Origin of the sequence: Bradyrhizobium barranii subsp. barranii (assembly GCF_017565645.3) — a bacterium.
In the GTDB taxonomy this organism is placed as follows: Bacteria; Pseudomonadota; Alphaproteobacteria; order Rhizobiales; family Xanthobacteraceae; genus Bradyrhizobium; species Bradyrhizobium barranii.
This window is the reverse complement of sequence record NZ_CP086136.1, coordinates 8,182,030-8,197,928: the sequence shown is the minus strand read 5'-3', so window position 1 is coordinate 8,197,928 and position 15,899 is coordinate 8,182,030. Positions and strand designations below refer to the sequence as shown.

At 59.6% G+C, this 15,899-nt stretch carries 18 protein-coding genes and 1 pseudogene; 9 read left to right on the top strand and 10 right to left on the bottom strand.

Going from position 1 to position 15,899, the window contains the following annotated elements:
• Positions 1 to 101: 101 nt before the first annotated feature.
• On the bottom strand, positions 102 to 1,883 hold the full coding sequence (locus J4G43_RS39970) for a thiamine pyrophosphate-requiring protein (protein ID WP_039147039.1): 1,782 nt from the start codon (positions 1,881 to 1,883) through the stop codon (positions 102 to 104).
• On the bottom strand, positions 1,880 to 2,905 hold the full coding sequence (locus tag J4G43_RS39965) for an aldo/keto reductase (RefSeq protein WP_038936817.1): 1,026 nt from the start codon (positions 2,903 to 2,905) through the stop codon (positions 1,880 to 1,882). The genes J4G43_RS39970 and J4G43_RS39965 overlap by 4 nt, the downstream gene beginning before the upstream one ends.
• Positions 2,906 to 3,094: 189 nt before the next feature.
• On the opposite strand from J4G43_RS39965, the gene J4G43_RS39960 reads away from it, so the two are divergent.
• On the top strand, positions 3,095 to 5,623 hold the full coding sequence (locus J4G43_RS39960) for an excinuclease ABC subunit UvrA (RefSeq protein WP_208088260.1): 2,529 nt from the start codon (positions 3,095 to 3,097) through the stop codon (positions 5,621 to 5,623).
• Here J4G43_RS39960 and J4G43_RS39955 read toward each other — a convergent pair.
• Together J4G43_RS39955 and J4G43_RS39950 are read right to left on the bottom strand one after the other, a co-directional pair.
• The gene (locus tag J4G43_RS39955) at positions 5,552 to 5,848 is read right to left on the bottom strand and encodes a hypothetical protein (protein WP_080588753.1); all 297 of its coding nucleotides are present in this window, start codon (positions 5,846 to 5,848) and stop codon (positions 5,552 to 5,554) included. The two genes, J4G43_RS39960 and J4G43_RS39955, sit on opposite strands and share 72 nt — an antisense overlap.
• A gap of 41 nt (positions 5,849 to 5,889) precedes the next feature.
• A complete protein-coding gene (locus J4G43_RS39950; protein WP_232208671.1) occupies positions 5,890 to 6,096 on the bottom strand; it encodes a response regulator transcription factor in 207 nt (68 codons plus the stop codon).
• Positions 6,097 to 6,518: 422 nt separating this feature from the next.
• Between J4G43_RS39950 and J4G43_RS39945 the strand changes: the two genes are divergently transcribed.
• Complete coding sequence (locus tag J4G43_RS39945; protein ID WP_038936820.1) at positions 6,519 to 7,034, top strand: phasin family protein; 516 nt, start codon at positions 6,519 to 6,521, stop codon at positions 7,032 to 7,034.
• A gap of 104 nt (positions 7,035 to 7,138) precedes the next feature.
• On the opposite strand, the gene J4G43_RS39940 is transcribed toward J4G43_RS39945, so the two are convergent.
• Positions 7,139 to 7,339 carry a hypothetical protein gene (locus J4G43_RS39940; protein ID WP_148311915.1) on the bottom strand — a complete coding sequence of 67 codons (201 nt, stop codon included), beginning with the start codon at positions 7,337 to 7,339 and terminating at the stop codon, positions 7,139 to 7,141.
• 542 nt (positions 7,340 to 7,881) lie between these two features.
• On the opposite strand from J4G43_RS39940, the gene J4G43_RS39935 reads away from it, so the two are divergent.
• Positions 7,882 to 8,052 carry a hypothetical protein gene (locus tag J4G43_RS39935; protein WP_166350983.1) on the top strand — a complete coding sequence of 57 codons (171 nt, stop codon included), beginning with the start codon at positions 7,882 to 7,884 and terminating at the stop codon, positions 8,050 to 8,052.
• A 404-nt stretch (positions 8,053 to 8,456) separates the two neighbouring features.
• Here the strand turns inward: J4G43_RS39935 and J4G43_RS56145 are convergent, their stop codons facing one another.
• Positions 8,457 to 8,639, bottom strand: a complete 183-nt coding sequence (locus tag J4G43_RS56145; protein ID WP_408581450.1) for a helix-turn-helix domain-containing protein — start codon at positions 8,637 to 8,639, stop codon at positions 8,457 to 8,459.
• 59 nt (positions 8,640 to 8,698) lie between these two features.
• Here J4G43_RS56145 and J4G43_RS39930 point away from each other — a divergent pair.
• Both J4G43_RS39930 and J4G43_RS39925 read left to right on the top strand, forming a co-directional pair.
• Positions 8,699 to 8,926: pseudogene (locus tag J4G43_RS39930) on the top strand (ABC transporter substrate-binding protein); the annotation flags it as partial.
• 92 nt (positions 8,927 to 9,018) lie between these two features.
• Positions 9,019 to 9,642 carry an AMP-binding protein gene (locus J4G43_RS39925; RefSeq protein WP_208089628.1) on the top strand — a complete coding sequence of 208 codons (624 nt, stop codon included), beginning with the start codon at positions 9,019 to 9,021 and terminating at the stop codon, positions 9,640 to 9,642.
• Between the two features lie 19 nt (positions 9,643 to 9,661).
• On the opposite strand, the gene J4G43_RS39920 is transcribed toward J4G43_RS39925, so the two are convergent.
• A complete protein-coding gene (locus tag J4G43_RS39920) occupies positions 9,662 to 9,970 on the bottom strand; it encodes a hypothetical protein (RefSeq protein ID WP_408581385.1) in 309 nt (102 codons plus the stop codon).
• Positions 9,971 to 10,150: 180 nt separating this feature from the next.
• Here J4G43_RS39920 and J4G43_RS39915 point away from each other — a divergent pair, with 180 nt between their 5' ends.
• Entirely contained in the window at positions 10,151 to 10,432 is a 282-nt protein-coding gene (locus J4G43_RS39915) for a hypothetical protein (protein ID WP_148311916.1), read from the top strand.
• A 389-nt stretch (positions 10,433 to 10,821) separates the two neighbouring features.
• A complete protein-coding gene (locus J4G43_RS39910) occupies positions 10,822 to 11,046 on the top strand; it encodes a hypothetical protein (RefSeq protein ID WP_039147044.1) in 225 nt (74 codons plus the stop codon).
• 4 nt (positions 11,047 to 11,050) lie between these two features.
• Here J4G43_RS39910 and J4G43_RS39905 read toward each other — a convergent pair whose 3' ends face one another.
• Complete coding sequence (locus tag J4G43_RS39905) at positions 11,051 to 11,506, bottom strand: hypothetical protein (protein ID WP_063777775.1); 456 nt, start codon at positions 11,504 to 11,506, stop codon at positions 11,051 to 11,053.
• 91 nt (positions 11,507 to 11,597) lie between these two features.
• Positions 11,598 to 11,858 carry a cysteine hydrolase family protein gene (locus tag J4G43_RS39900; protein WP_408581449.1) on the bottom strand — a complete coding sequence of 87 codons (261 nt, stop codon included), beginning with the start codon at positions 11,856 to 11,858 and terminating at the stop codon, positions 11,598 to 11,600.
• Between the two features lie 193 nt (positions 11,859 to 12,051).
• Between J4G43_RS39900 and J4G43_RS39895 the strand changes: the two genes are divergently transcribed.
• Entirely contained in the window at positions 12,052 to 12,783 is a 732-nt protein-coding gene (locus J4G43_RS39895; protein ID WP_160300709.1) for a hypothetical protein, read from the top strand.
• Between the two features lie 1,550 nt (positions 12,784 to 14,333).
• Positions 14,334 to 14,519, top strand: coding sequence for a hypothetical protein (locus J4G43_RS39885; RefSeq protein WP_038936825.1), 186 nt, complete (start codon positions 14,334 to 14,336; stop codon positions 14,517 to 14,519).
• Positions 14,520 to 15,096: 577 nt separating this feature from the next.
• On the opposite strand, the gene J4G43_RS39880 is transcribed toward J4G43_RS39885, so the two are convergent.
• Complete coding sequence (locus J4G43_RS39880) at positions 15,097 to 15,354, bottom strand: hypothetical protein (protein WP_041959923.1); 258 nt, start codon at positions 15,352 to 15,354, stop codon at positions 15,097 to 15,099.
• Positions 15,355 to 15,899 lie beyond the last annotated feature (545 nt).

Sequence of the window (15,899 nt, the reverse complement as noted above, 5' to 3'; positions counted from 1 at the left end):
TTTTGATTCGGAACACCGCATCGCCTTCAAAGTTGGAAATTAAGTAAGCTACCCGCCGTCGGCGGAGGTCGCAACGCGTTGAAGCGCCGCGGGCCCCAAATTCAATCTCTCTTGCCGAATAGGCCGTCGACAACTTGTCTTGCGGTGTCGCCGATGACACGGCCAGCGCCTCTGTCTCCTTTAGCCATTGCAGACATAAAGGAGAGGGCCTCCTTGAACGTGACGTGCGGCGGCAGCGGAGCCACCTCAGAATCTGTCTTCACTTCCAGCACGACAGGGCGATCGCTCGAAAGGGCCTCCTGCCATGCGGATGCCAGGCGGCCCGGGGAATCAACGAAGATCCCCCTGAGCCCGAGCAGTTCGCCAAATTTGGCATAGGCAAAGTCGGGGATATCCTGCGAAGCCTCGAATCTGGGGTTTCCCTCCATGACCCGCTGCTCCCAAGTGACTTCATTGAGGTCCTGATTGTTGAATACACATACGATCCATCGCGGATCCGCCCAACGCTTCCAGTACTTCTGGACCGTGATGAGTTCGGCCATGTTGTTCATTTGCATTGCGCCATCGCCCACAAGTGCGATGACCGGCCGGTCCGGATGGGCGAACTTGGCCCCGATGGCATAGGGGACTGCTGCGCCCATCGACGCCAAGCCTCCCGAAAGCGATGCAACCTGGCCCTGCTGCACCCGGAAATCGCGGGCATACCAGTTGGCGCAGGATCCGCTGTCACTGGTCACGATGGCGTTAGCAGGTAGCAAGGGTGACATTTCCCAAACGACGCGCTGCGGATTGACGGGATTGGCTTCCGCCTTAGCCCGACCTTCCAGCTTCTTCCACCACCCAGTTATGTTGGTCTCGATCGTCTTCGCCCATTCCCGGTTCTCCTTGCGCTGGATTAGGGGCAGGAGCGCCTTTAGCGTTGCTGCGGCATCGCCGTGGAGGCTGACGTCGACCGGATACCGCAGCGACAGCATCGAGGCTTTGATGTCGATCTGGACGGCGCGTGCGGCCCCGTCTTTGGGTAAGAACTCCGACCAGGGAAAGCCCGTGCCGACCATCAGTAGCGTATCGCAGCCTTGCATGAGATCCCAGCTTGGCTCGGTCCCGAGCAGGCCTATCGCGCCGGTAACGAACGGCAGGTCGTCCGGCAACACATCCTTGCCCAGCAATGCCTTCGCAATGCCGGCGCCGAGCAAGGTCGCCATTTCGATGAGTTGAGGAGCGGTGCCACGAGCGCCCGCGCCGACCAAAATGGCTACCTTCTTGCCGGCATTCAGGACCTCGGCCGCCTCGGATAAGTCCGCATCCTCTGGAATGATCTTGGGTTTGGAATAGCCCACTCCAGACCGCGTAAATCCGTGCGCCACCGCGGGCTCTTCGTATTCCTCGTCCTGAATATCTTTCGGCAAAATAATGACGGAAGGTGTGTTGTCGGCCTTAGCGACCCTGATGCTGCGGTCAAGGAGGTGCCGCACCTGGGCAGGGGACGAGGCTTCCTGTACGAAGCCGGCGACGTCCGCAAACATCCGGTCTAAGTTAAGTTCCTGCTGGTAACTGGCACCTCGAACGGTTGCTTCAGCTTGCCCGCAGATAGCAAGAACGGGAGCATGGTCCAGTTTACCATCGTACAATCCCGTGATGAGATGAGTTGCTCCCGGGCCGCCGGTCGACAAGCACACCCCTAATTCACCTGTGAACTTGGCGTGCGCGACCGCCATGAAGGCGGCCATCTCCTCGTGCCGCACCTGGATGAATTCAATGCTGTCGGCGCGCTGCAGCGCGCCGATCACACCGTTGATGCCGTCGCCCGGATAGCCATAGATGCGGCGCACGCCCCAAGCGTGGAGCCGTTCGACCACAAAATCGCCGACCTTCACGCTCAAGCCTCCGAAGCAGCAGGGAGCGAGGCGCTTTTCTCGATGAGGCCTTGTTGTTTGAGATCACCCCAGAAATCCGAAGGGATCTTGGCCTGGAGCGAATTCCAGTCCTCCTGGATCTGTTGAGCGCTCCGTGCCCCCACGACCAGAGCGACCGCGACGTCGGCCGCCGCCGAAAACTGAAGTGCGGCAGTTCGGAGGTCCACGCCATACCGAGAGGCGATCGTCCTGAGCTTCTCCCGCTTCTCGATGACAGCTGCGGGAATCTTGAAGTTCTCTTTTCCGTAATTGTAACGTGGACTTCCTGAGATGAAGCCGGCGTTGAGAGAGGAGCCGATGACGAGCGAAACGTTCTTTTTTCGCACGACCGGGAAAAGTTCGTTCACCGCACTTGCGTGATCGATCAACGAGTATTGGCGGGCGCACAGGCAGACGTCAGGATCCGCATCTTCCATGACTTTGAGGATGGGAAGCGGGGTATTCACGCCGATGCCCCAAGCGCGGATGATGCCCTCGTCACGCATTTTGGAGAGCGCCGGAAACGCGCCTTTACGGGCGATTTCGTACTGTTCTTCCCAGCCGTTCGGAAAGAAGGCGAAATCCGGCGAGATGTCGTGCACGAAAGCCACGTCCAGGCTGTCGACGCCGAGGCGCTGCAGGCTGTCTTCGATCGAGCGGCGCACACCGTCCCCCGTATAGTCAAAAATGATGTCATTGGGCGAATCTGACAGCGGATAAATATCCGCATGTTTGTTGTTCTTTGACGCCTTGAAAAGCTTCCCGACCTTCGACGAGAGCATATAATCTTCGCGCTTCTGGTTATGCAGAAAATGACCGAAGCGACGCTCGGAGAGTCCGAACCCATACCAAGGCGCCACATCGAAATATCGAACGCCCATCGCCCATGCGCTTTCAAGGGTTGCCTCGGCTTCCTTATCGGTATGCTTGTTGAACTCGTTCCCGAGGGAAACGCCACCGAGGCCGAATCGGAATTCCGGTTTGAAGATCTGTCGCGCGCGGTCATTCATAGAAAATCCTCTATATTTGTCGGGAATTGAACGACGGGCGCGAGAGCCGGTTCCTAGATGTAAAATCACAGGAGCTCGGGCTTTCGGCGCTAAGGGACGGCCGGTGACCGTTACGGAACCGGTCATTTCCCGGAGACTTTCCTCTTCGAGACGGCCACAGCGTTTCCGCGAGTGGCGAGGAACCGTACGATGGACAAGTCGCTGATCGGCGATAAGGGCGAGCAGAATATCCATACAGACGACGGTTTCGTCCGCGTCCGCGGAGCCCGCGAGCACAATCTGAAGGACGTTTCGCTCGAGATACCCCGAAATGCGCTCGTGGTGTTCACGGGCGTGTCCGGATCCGGGAAGTCGTCGCTCGCCTTCGGGACCTTGTACGCAGAGGCCCAGCGGCGTTACTTGGAATCGGTCTCACCGTACGCCCGCCGCCTTTTCCACCAAATGGCAGTGCCCGAAGTGGCCTCGATCGAGGGGCTTCCCCCCGCGGTCGCTTTGCAGCAACAGCGAGGCTCGCCGACGACAAGGTCATCAGTCGGCAGCGTGACGACCCTGTCCAATCTGCTGCGGATGCTGTACTCGCGCGCCGGCGACTATCCGCAGCATCAACCGTTGCTATATGCGGAGTCGTTCTCGCCCAACACGCCCGAGGGCGCTTGTCCCAACTGTCATGGCATCGGACGCGTCCATGCGGTCGACGAACGTTCGCTCGTTCCCGACGACACGTTGACCATCCGCGAGCGGGCCATAGCCGCGTGGCCAAGCGCGTGGCAAGGCCAGAACCTGCGCGATATTCTCGTTACCCTCGGCTACGACGTAGACAGGCCGTGGCGCGAATTGCCGAAGAAAGATCGGGACTGGATTCTGTTTACTGACGAGCAGCCGACCGTGCCGGTCTACGCCGGCTATACGCCTGCCGAGACGAGGCGGGCTCTGAAGCGGAAGGAGGAGGCGAGCTATCAAGGTACTTTTACTGGCGCGCGCAAATACGTGCTGCAGACGTTCGCCACGACGCAAAGCGCTATGATGAAACGCCGGGTGGCGCAATTCTTGTCGAGCTCGAATTGCCCAGTCTGCAAGGGGAAGCGGCTTAAACCCGAGCCGCTGTCCGTCACTTTCGCCGGAATGGACATTGCCGAGGTTTCGCGACTGCCGTTGAACCAGCTCCGCTTGTTGCTCGGCGGGCATCTCGACAAGAAAAGGAATCAATTCGTCGGCCATCCTGAGAAGGCTCTCGTGGTGCAACGGATAACGGAGGACATGTCGGCACGCCTTGAAGTGCTACTTGATCTCGGTCTTGGCTATTTGACGCCCGAACGCAGCACGCCGACGCTGTCGCCAGGCGAGCTACAGCGGCTTCGATTGGCGACGCAGGTCCGCTCTAATCTGTTCGGAGTGGTCTATGTCCTGGATGAGCCCTCTGCGGGACTGCATCCGGCGGACACGGAAGCCTTGTTGCGCGCTCTCGACCGCCTGAAGTCGGCCGGCAACTCGCTCTTCGTCGTCGAACACGAGCTCGATGTGGTGCGGCACGCCGATTGGATCGTCGACGTCGGCCCCGACGCAGGCGCGCAGGGAGGGCGTATTATGTACAGCGGTCCCCTGGCAGGACTGAAAGACGTGGAAGCGTCTCGGACGCGACCTTACCTCTGTGGCCAGCACGGGAGGGTGGCAAGGCCTCCACGAAACCCCCGCGGATGGCTCAAGCTTCGCGGTGTTACGCGCAACAATCTCAATCGGCTAGACGCGGAAATTCCGCTCGGCGTGTTTACGAGCGTCACGGGGATTTCGGGATCCGGCAAGTCGAGCCTCATTAGTCAGTTTCTTGTCGATGCCGTGGGCGACGAACTGGGCCAGCGCAAAGAGGCGGGCGACGAGGACGACAAGCTAGAGACTCCGGTCGAAACCTTAGGTGGCGAGATTGCGGAAGGCCTCGATGACATCAAGCGATTGGTAGTCGTGGACCAGAAGCCGATCGGCCGTACGCCGAGATCGAATCTCGCGACTTACACCGGCCTGCTGGATCATGTTCGCAAGATATTCGCCTCAACCAAACAGTCGCGTGCAAGGCGCTATGACGCGGGCAGGTTCTCCTTCAATGTAGCGAAAGGCCGTTGCGAGACGTGCCAAGGGGAAGGCTTCGTCTGTGTCGAGCTTCTCTTCCTGCCGAGCGTTTACGCTCCCTGTCCGACTTGCAAAGGCGCGCGGTACAACGCCAAAACGTTGGAGGTCAAGATCCGGAACAAATCAATCGCTGACGTGCTGGCGTTGACTGTGGACGAAGCGTTCGAGTTCTTCAGTAGTGAGGATTTTCTACGTCGTTGTCTGGGCGTGCTTCGCGACGTCGGGCTCGGGTATATCCGGCTCGGCCAGTCGGCGACCGAACTGTCAGGAGGCGAGGCGCAGCGGGTCAAGCTCGCCACCGAGCTGCAACGGGCGCAGCGTGGTCAGACACTCTACGTATTGGATGAACCGACGACCGGACTGCATCCCTCGGACGTCACCAAGCTGATGAGACAACTGCACGGCCTCGTCGCGGCGGGCAACACGGTCGTCGTGGTCGAGCACGACATGACGGTGGCTGCCGCCAGCGACTGGATCATCGACATCGGGCCCGGTGCCGGCGACGAAGGGGGTCGGATAGTGGCTTCAGGCACGCCGTCGCAGGTCGCGAAGAAATTGCGGAGCCGGACAGCGAATTATCTCGCAGCCGTTCTCTAACATCCTGAATCCGCGGACGTCGTTATGGGTTCGATTGGTGAGCGTCGCCGAGCTCGTGGTAGCCGGTCGCGAGACATTCCATTTAGCCTCTGCCGCCTTCAACGCCGCCAGGCGCTTATGTAAAAAGGCCAGGACCATGATTTCGTCGGGCGCCAGTTGCGCGTATTGCTTCTTGAATGTTTGAGCTATTTTCGCTTCGATCATATCGACGAATTCGCCGGACATCGCCGAGTTTCCGGATCAGCTTGGTGTCGCCGAACCGGCCTCTATCCGCCAGCGCGGGGCGCGACGGGAGGAAAACAGGTCGCATGGATCACCGGGCGTTTGGGATCCTCCTCTCTGCAACGTTCGGCGATCTGCCATCCGTCGATGCCTCCGGGCAGCTTGACGTCCGTGATGAGAACGTCGCCGACCCGCCGCCCGTACCACGCCAACGCTTCTTCGCCGTCAGCCACATGGATGACCTCGTACACTTCCTCTCGCAAAGCCTCCACCGCGAACTGATAGTACTACTGCTAGTGATAGAGCATTCAACTTGCTCCAGCGATACGGCCTATCAATGGCCGAAGGTTCGCTTCAAGGAAGTCTCGCGAAAATCAAGGCATGAACGCTTGTATAGTCGCCGCAACTTAAAGCGGTCTTTGGACAGCACACGAGCGGAGGGCTGATTGTTCTCAGACTGACGCCGTTGAGCATAGGTCAGGAACATCGCTAGTTAGACGTTTGTCGGTTGGAGTTGCGACCTAAAATCATCGTCGACATCGCAGAACGTGCGATTGATCTCAGTTGATGCGGAACTCCAACAATGCACGGGTTTGGAACGCCACGTCACAAAGCCTGTTGTCGTCTCAGAAATGACCGTTGTGGTCGCACCCCCATTTTCTTGGAGCGTCAGATGAACAAACGCAAACCGGCGACAGCGCCAAAGCGCGCCCGCAATCCGAAAATGGCCATGCGGGCCCAACGGAACAAGCAGAACATTGTTAGAAGCCCGAAAGAGAATTTACTTCGCTCTGTTGCGGCAGTCTCGATCGAACCGCCTCCTAAGCTTCATGATCCTAAACACGAGGTTCCTATCATTGAGCCTCCGGTGGATGCCTTACCAGACGACCTCAGTCAGAGAATGTCGGATAGCGATCCAACGAAAGGCTTTGCTTTAGCGACGGCAAACATGCAGGCGTATCAAGCGAGGCTTCTTGAGATAGCCGAGGCCAACGCGCAATTTGCTTTTGAATTCGGCCTGAGACTTGCGACGATCAGGTCACCAACTGAATTTTTCGGCGTCATTACGGAGTTTACAAGCAGACGGGTCGATATGTTCGGGCAGCATTCGAAAGAATTGGCGGCATATCCGTTCTGGCGCATCAAGCGCCCCCAAGAGCTGACGGCTCTGCCGGGACGACAACTGTAAGCCGTACCCGCTGCGGCAAAGGATGGACGCAAACGCGGATTTCGAATGGGGCGATGCCGCCGCGCTTGCGCGCGTTAGGATCCTGCATGGCGTGCATACTCGTGCTAAATGGTAGCGCGTCTTAGCGCTCGTTCCGCGTAGGCGTACTGGCCAGACAGGAGATTTTGCAGGATGATCTCGACGTCGGTGTCAGCCCCATCTGTCTCACGCCAGGCGCAACCGGCGCGCGGGCCGAAGTCTTCAAGCACCAGATAGATGTCGCGGTCGAGGCAGTCGGCCGGCATGATCGAGGGCGAGGAACGCATACGCTACTCCGATACGACAAGGGCGAGAGACGGCCCCGGCTCCGGGGAAACAAGGGGGTTAGGCCGGGGCCGCTCCGCCAGCTCTGGCAGCGAGCCAGCGACGATTCAAATCTTCGCCTGCTCTTGTCGTTCCCCTTGAGTCCCTTGTCTTAGAAGAAAAGGGCCCCAGCTCAAATGGGGGATGAGCTGGGGCCTAGAGGTTACCCTCGACGAGCATCGAGGGCGTCGGGAAAACTTGGCAAATGCAACGATGTTCCTGGCTCGGCAGTGAACCCCCGCGGCCAACAAACTCAACGGAGCAGGGTAGCGCCTGATGCACGCCGATCTTGCGGCCTCGCCGGTTGTGGCAGCGAGCCAGCGATGGCTCAAATATTCGCCGCCATTGTGTTCCCTCATGCTAGCCAACAGGGCGTGCCGCGCCGATCGTGCGGAACGTCGGATACCGACCGAAATAGGCTCGCGAACGAGAATTAGGCCATTGGTAGGAACCAAGGGATTGCTCGCCCTGTTGCATGTTGTTCCTCCCTCTAAGGAACAGCCTCATGGCCGACGAGAACACCAAAAATCCAAATGAGAAACAGCCCGGCGAGAATCCGGACGGCAAGTACCATTTCAATCCTGGGAACATGGCCGGAAAGAAGCCCGGGGATTCGGAACAAACCGCCGAAAACCGTGGCGAGCCGCACGAGGACAAAGAAAAACCCGCCGGCTAATTGCTGGTCACTCGCAGGTGCAAAATAGGCCGGGCGACGCGGGCGTCATCCGATCTTTCGAAGATCGAACTCATTTGCTCCGGTCTCTTTTTCTGCCTCGTTAGCGGCGGAAAGCTTGTCTCTTATGTATTTCGTTAGGTCGCCAACTTCGTTGATCATGGCTTCCTCAGAGACACCTTGACCGCTTGCCCCCTCGACGAGGCGGCGCACGAGATCGTGCACGTTGCGCCGGGCGTCGAATATTGCTCCGCGGCGTGAAAACTGTTCTCAACCCAAAAATCGATGTACTCGCGGACCTTGCTCACCGAAACGCCTCGTACTTCTTTCCCGGGCAGACGTTAAAGTTGGGAAGAAGACATAGCAAGGCCGTCTCGGAAGGCGTTGTTACCAGAGACTGCTTCGACCTATCTGCTCAAGCTCTTCGGTTGCTCCACCAGCGTCGTGTGGCATTCGCAAGATAAGCGTTCCAGAATCTGCCGATCGAGGATGCTGATTTCTCCACGGGCGTAGTGGATGGCGCCGGTGCTCTGTACTCTTCTTGCGACCTCTGTGACCGAGGTGCGCCGCACGCCCAGCATCTCGGCCAGGAACTGTTGTGTTAGATTGATGGTGTTGCTTCCTGCGGTGTCAGCCGTTTGTAGAAGCTATCGGCAGAAGCGCGCCTCAGCCGGCCTTGACGGCCGATGAGTCCGGCGTGAGCGCCACCGAAATCAACATCGGCGGGATATTCCCGTTCTGCGGTCCCGCATCGTCGATCGGCCTGATCGGTAAGGGCGTGTCGGCCTACGTGCAGTCGATCAACGATCAGGGCGGCATCAACGGCCGCAAGATAAGTTACATCGCGATGGACGATGCCTATAGTCCGCCGAAAGCGGCAGGGTACGGCACCACCGAACGGCGCCCACCATCGCCACCACGCATTGGGCGACTCACACGCCGGGTGAGTTGGGACTTCCGGCGCCCGGGGTGGAATTGAAGCTTATCCCCGCCGGCGATACTTTTGAGGCCCGCGTGCGCGGCCCTAACGTGATGCCAGGCTATCTCGGCGGGCCGGATTTGACGTCGGCGGCCTTCGATGAAGAGGGGTTCTACCGGGTCGGCGACACCATCTCGTTCGTCGATCCTGCCAACCCGAGCCGTGGTCTGCGCTTCACCGGCCGGGTTTCCGAAAACTTCAAACTCGCCAACGGGACATGGGTGGCGGTCGGCAATATTCGGGCCGCGGCACTGGCGGCCACCCCCGGTGTGCAGGACGTCGTCATTGCCGGCGAAAATCGTCAATTCTGCGCTGTGCTGACTTGGTTGAATCCGGTCATGGCCAGGCAGCACGCCGCCAACGCCGATGGCAACCTGAATTGCGACCCCGGCGTGATCGCTTTTCTCCAACAATGCCTCCGAACTTACAATACCAGTGTCGGAAGCAGCGAACGTATCTGCGCCTTCACGCTCCTTGACGAACCGCCCTCGCTGGCGGCCGGCGAGATCACCGACAAGGCTTACATCAATCAACGCGCCGTCCTCACCAACCGGGCGGCGCAGATGGAGCTGATCTATTCGTCCGAGCCATGCGGCCAGGTGATCGTCATTTAGGCGATTGCTCTACCGGAGTTCATCGCAGCCAGAGGGCATTGCCATATTCCAGTTGCAGCCGCTCCGTCGACTGCAGCGCGACGTCGACGTTTGCGCGCGCCGATTTCAATGCGCGTGCCAGAACCGGGGCGTGGTATGCCGCCTTGGCAGGCGGACGGGAGTAAGCCTGATTGCGAGAGGGCAGCGGGGTGCCGTCGACCAGATCCGTCGGAACTGCCTCCTCGTCGGCGCCTGCCGCTCGGCCTTCGAGGATTGCGTTCAGTCGGGCCAGATCGAGTTTGCCCTCGGTCCGCGAGATCACGATCGTCGCCACGCCATTGCCGATCACGTTGACCAGCGCGGGCCTCGCTCATGAACCGGTCGATGCCGAGGATGAGCGCCATGCCCGCGACTGCGATGGTGGGGACAACCGACAGCGTCCGGAACCTTGCGAAGGATACTAAGTTCAATGAACCCGCGCCGGGCTCGTTCGCTGCGGCGTAAATAGCCAATATCAGGGAACCCCGCCGTGCATCGATCGATCGCAATCGCTTTCGCAATGACCTTTTCTTGCGTCGCCGCCACGGCATCGGCCGAGCAATGCGAGGACAAGCTCCAGCAGGATAAATCTCAGCAGAACTCAGCCGACGAGGCCCAAGTGAGGGGCGATCTCAAGGCCGGTTCGCAATGCGCTACTCCAGGCGATAAGGAAGAGTCAGCAAAGAAGAACGAGGACAGAGCCGCAAAGCTCAAGAGCGAAGGGAAGGTGGAAGACCACACCACCACCGGCCAGCCAAATACCAAAGAATAAGGCCAACGGCGATGCAACCGCAATTTGTATGTCTGCTTAGGATGAGTGGCATAACGCAAGCTGAGCAAATTAACACCGCTAGCCACCCGATGCCTCACGTCACTCGATTACATCGTCGGCACCAGCGAGAAGCGTCGCCGGCACGCTAAGACCCTATTTGCGGTCGCAAATTACCAATTCGAATTTTGTCGATGCCACCGCCAGCTGGGTGAGGTTCGGCCATCGACGGCGCGGAGATCGAGATCAAAAAAGCCCTGTGACGTCTGTAAAAACCTGAGTTTTCGCGTCATTCAGGTCCAATAATCGGGAATGCCGCTTGTTTCCAACGTCGGTTCCCAACTTGGAACTTCCGGCTTTGGAGTTCGTTCAGCCGGGATAGGAGAAGCGCCATGATCCTTGAAAGCTTCGATCGCCGTACACTCGCCAACATGGAAGCCGCGCTTGAGCGGATCTGCGACGCCAGACCGGACGGGGCTGATCACGAATTAAGATCCTTGATTGCCGACAGCATAGTCGCCTGCGCGAGGAAAGGGCAGACGTCGATCGGCGCTCTGACCGAGGCGGGGGAGGCTGCGCTCGCACGCCGGGCCATTTCAGACAGGAAGCAGGCCTGAACCTTTACCGGGCCGCGCGATCCGCAGGCCGAGACGCGGCAGCTTCCTTGCCGGCGCGCGGCAGCCAGCGCCATACGCCCAGCAGGTTGATCACAAGAAGAACGGCGTTCTGGATGATGAGCCAGTTCTTCGGCTCAAATATCCCGTTGGCGATCCATGCGATGGATGCTGCGATGAAGAGAGCGAACCCGCACACGGTGATGCGCGCGTTCCAGTTCGCCGCCACCATGGCGGCTGCGATAATCGACACGGCGGCCGGATTCCAGACGCATCTCTCCGAAACCAGCGAAAGCTCACGTTCCAGCCGCTCGCGCAGGGTGCGCCAGAACTCGGGTGCGAGCTTTGCCGCCATGACTTCGATGACCGCGATATTGTCCCGCTCGGTCTCGTGGCCGCTGCGCCATAGGCCCTGGCCGGGCGCCCGGACAAAGCTGGTCGCGCCGCCGAATTTTCCGGTCATTTCTTCCAGGAATTCCTCGAACCAGCGTTGCGAAACCGGCTCTCCGTCTCCTGCTCTTTCGGCAGGAGAATCTGCACGAGGTAGGATTTACTCATTTTACAAGCCTTGCCCTGGCGCTGCCCGGCCAGCTGCCGAGAAGCGTTTCGGTCGTTAGGCATTCCACCTGCTGCCCGAAGCGGTTCATGTAGATGTTCATCATGGAATCATGCGTTTCGTCAGCCGAACTGCACAGTGCGTCAGTGACAAGAATGACGCGGTATCCCCAGTCGACGGCGCCGAGCACGGTGGCCAGCACGCAGACATCGGTCTCGCCGCCGGTGACGATGATCGCATCAACATGAGCCGCGCGCAGCTGCTCGTGAAGATCGCTTCCTGTCCACGGCGAGTATGTTCGCCGCGATGCGAGGCCGTATCAAGGAAGGCGATGATGTGAGCCGTTCGCTTTCTCAGGATCGCCGCAAGACGGCGAACAAAAAAGCGAAAGCGGGGCAGCGTGACCGGGGGCGACCGCAAGCCCGTCAACTCCAAGGGACGGAAAGAATCGAGTGCCCGAAAGTAACGCAACCCTCGATCTCTTCGGAGGCGTTTTCCTGCCGGAAGGTATGAAGTATCAGCCGGAGTTTCTCTCTGCTGATGAAGAGCGTGCGCTTCTGGCTGATATTGAGAAGCTCCCGTTCAGAGAATTTGAATTCCGCGGCTTCACCGGCAAAAGCCGCACCATTTCTTTTGGTCGGCGCTATGATGTCAACGGCGGCGGCCTCACAAGAACCGACGACATGCCGGAATTCCTGACGGCGCTCCGCACCCGTGCCGAAGCTTTGGCCGGCCCTTGCGTCTCACAACTTCCAGCAGGTCCTCGTGACCGAGTACGCGCCCGGCGCCGGCATCGGCTGGCACAAGGATCGCTCCGTCTTTGGCGATGTTGCAGGCATTTCACTGCTCTCTTCCTGCACCTGCAGACGGCCAGTATTGTATCTCCTACGCGCACTCTCGTGAGCCCGGCACGTTCTGCACAGGGTCAGCGGAGTATGGCTGTTGGGGTAGCTCCGGACCTCTCCCGCGGAGTAGCGGCACTTGTCGCTGTCGCAATTGGGGTTGTTGTTTGGATTATTCATATGGGCCCCGGTCAGGTCGCGATCTGCCTAAAGCGAACGAAGATTGTGACCCTCACCGCGCCAAAAAAGGCGGCTCCAGCGGTAGGGTCGCGAGCATGCTGGAGCCGCGCAGTCACGATGTGCAAAGCGCTCCGGGACGAATTGGACCGGCGCGAAGCGTGATTCAAATGCTGTCGAACGCCAGCGTTCCTATTGAAGACGTGTTGGGCGGGCTACCCCAAAAATTTAATGTGGCAAGGTATCATTTGAGAGCGCGCGGACGCACCGAAAGCAGAGGGTGCTGCCAGTGCGCGTGACAAGCCGCGCGCTCGCGGCCCCGGCGTCCCGGCTCCTGTCCCAGGCCTCCCGTCGCGGCCGCGTCAGCGATAGAGCAGTGCGAGGACCATCAATGCCGGTGCAATCATGCCCAGCAGGATAATTAGCACGATGAACATTCGCTCGTTCACGGCGGCCTCCACCGGGCTAGAGACCTGAGGCGGGACGTCTAGGGTACTCCGATACAACACACAGGCGAAGAAAACGGCCCCGGCTGCAGGGGTTCAAGGCGGTAGACCGGGGCCGCTCCGCCAGCTCTGCCGGGAGCCGGCGACCACTCAAATATTCGCCACCGTTGCGGTTCCTTTGAGCCGGTCACTTCCCGAAACAAGGTGCCGACCAGCTGCCGGGAAACTTCGGTAGTGGCGCGTCGGGCAAGTCCCGGTGCGTGCGCCTTCTGCCCCGCTATCCGCAGCCGTTTCCTCCGGCGCGCCTCACAAATGTTATTGACGGAACAGAGGTATTCGGGAAAACTTGGCAAAACCGGGGAGGCTGGCAGATTTCATTTCGTAAATTTTGAAACCCGGAAGAAGGGCCGCTGTACCAAGGCAGCGGCCCTTGTCTTGTGGCTCGCATTGGCCTGTTTCCGGGCCAAGTGGCGTAATCACAGTGGCTTTTTTCCGTGCTCGCGCCGCCGTCAGAAATTCGCAGTTTCCACCGAACCTTTGCCGTGGTCCGGCCTATCTGGGGATGGTGCCGTTTGTAGTTTGAGGAATCCGGCCAATGACGGAAAACGCACAGCGCGATGCAGCTCGGCGCAATCGCCTCCTAGAGGCGCGCGCAGAAAGAACTAGCCAGGTTCGAGCAGGCCGAAAACCAGTTCTGCAAGAAGGATCAGGCTGAGCGCGCTGTAGAGCTTCGCCGTCCTCTTAAGTTCAACATCCACTGAGTCGCGCCAGCAGCTTCATTCAGCTGTCATGGCACGTTCCTAGCATGTCATGCGACGGGGCTCCGGCGCGCGGCTCTCCGTCCAACCTCGGCCTAGACCACCAGATGGGCGGAGAGCTCGCCGAGCTCCGAACCGTCGCGGCCAAACTAGCTTTTCAAGCATGTTAATGCCGCCCAGCGCGGAACAGGCTAAATTGTGCTTGCAAACCCTACGGTTAGGACCCGTATGCACGAGGCCAATCATGAAGCACCGTCGCCGGTTCAAGCAAACCAATCCCTCGAAGAGCGCCTTGCCGCAGAAGCCGAACGCCTGAGCGAGCAAGCGAAGAAGCTCCCGCGCGGTCCTGAGCGCGAAACCCTTATCCGCAGAGCCAGACAGGCTGAGACCGGCTCGCATATAAGCGAATGGCTCAAGTCCCCCGGGTTGCAGCCGCCAAAGTGAGCGCTGACAGCGCGCCTAAGGCTGTGGTAAAATTCAGCCGAGGGAGAGGTACGCGGCGGGGCGTGCTATGCGGGACTATCAAGCGCAATTGGAAAAGCTGCGGACCGACGCGGCCGAGTGCAAGCTCATCAGCGATCTTGCTACTGACAAAGCCAAGCGGGACTTGTTCGAGAAGCTGGCCAGCCATCTTACGGTTCTCGCCGATCAGGTCGAGACGGCCATGCTCGAACGCAAGGTCCGTGACGGAACTTAGAAGTGGCACAATCTGCATGGACACCACTTTTAGTTGGTGCCTAATTTTAGTTGGTGCATAATTTTCCCTCAAATTCGCGAGGGAACGCCATGACCGAGCGACTTATTCAGGCAGGCATTGTCACCGTAGGCACCGTGAACGCTGGCCTAATCGTTTGGCTAATATTGACGATTTGAGGCCGCCTCAGTTGGCGGCTCGGCCTGATTTGATTTAGATCAAGAGACGCTGGCCGCCATCAGACACGCTGGGCCTCATGGGAAAGCCTGAGGAACAGAGCGAGCCCAAAGAGCCCAAGCCGTCTCGCTTGGAGGAAGCGCGGCGGATCATTGAGGATTATGTCGCTGAGCTTCGTGAGATCGTTCGGAAGCTCAGGCGCAAGATGAACTAAGGCCGCGGCAGTTGGCTGCCTCTTTCCTCCCGAAGATACAACTTCAGATTCGTTGTCGCTGGCCAACTGCCATCAAAGATTGGCGGCATATTTCGCGACTCGGAGGGAATACCCGATGCGCCTTGCATTGCCTTATGTGGGAATTGGTTTTTGCGCGCTTCTCTCGGGCTGGTTGTCCTTTACCCTGATCTATTGAGTGAGTAGGCCGCCCGGGCCTAGCAAGCGCACGTAAGTCCCGCTCTCGTGCATCTGGAGCCAGCCGCGCTCGATCGCGTGTTTGAGCCCGGCGCCGAATTCGCTGCCGCTGCCCTTCAGCTTGAACAAGAAGGGCGCGTTGATCCTCTCGATATAGATCCGGCCGTCCTGGACAGGGGCGACGCTCGCTGCGAGCTCGACGAGCTTGCGCGCGGCCGCTTCCGGGTCAGGTCGTTCTTCGGTGTGCTTCATCGGCGTATCCCATTGGCCGCCCGCGCGGCGGTGATGTTTGCGCGGTGCTGGTAGCTCTCCGCCGGCTTCCAGCTGTCGAATGTGGTGCCGCAGACGCAGCGCATCAACGTGCTCCGGATTTCGCTGTCGAGCTTCTCGCCCCGCGCCCGCTTGGCCGCAACCTCGGCCCGCCAGTCCCGATCGTGGCGCCATTCGGCGAAGGCATTGTTGGGAATGCTCGGCTGTAGCTCCGACCATGCGGTCTCGAAAGCCTCGCGCGCGGCTTCGAGTGGCGGCTATGCCACTTAGCCATGTGCCTGGCTCCATGCCGGGATAAAAGCCGATCGACCAACCCCATTGATCGGCGTGCACAGGCACGCCGGCGCGCGCGCCGATGGTCCCGATGCGGACGTCGCCGGAATAGATGTGCCAACTCTCCTCGTGCGGATTGTCGGAGCGGCGGCGGGTGAGGGCGGTGTTATTGATCATGACGACAGGATAGGCGCTCATCGGATGCCGAGCCAGCCGCTGGTGCTTGCCGGAGGGACCCGGCCCGGACCCAATAG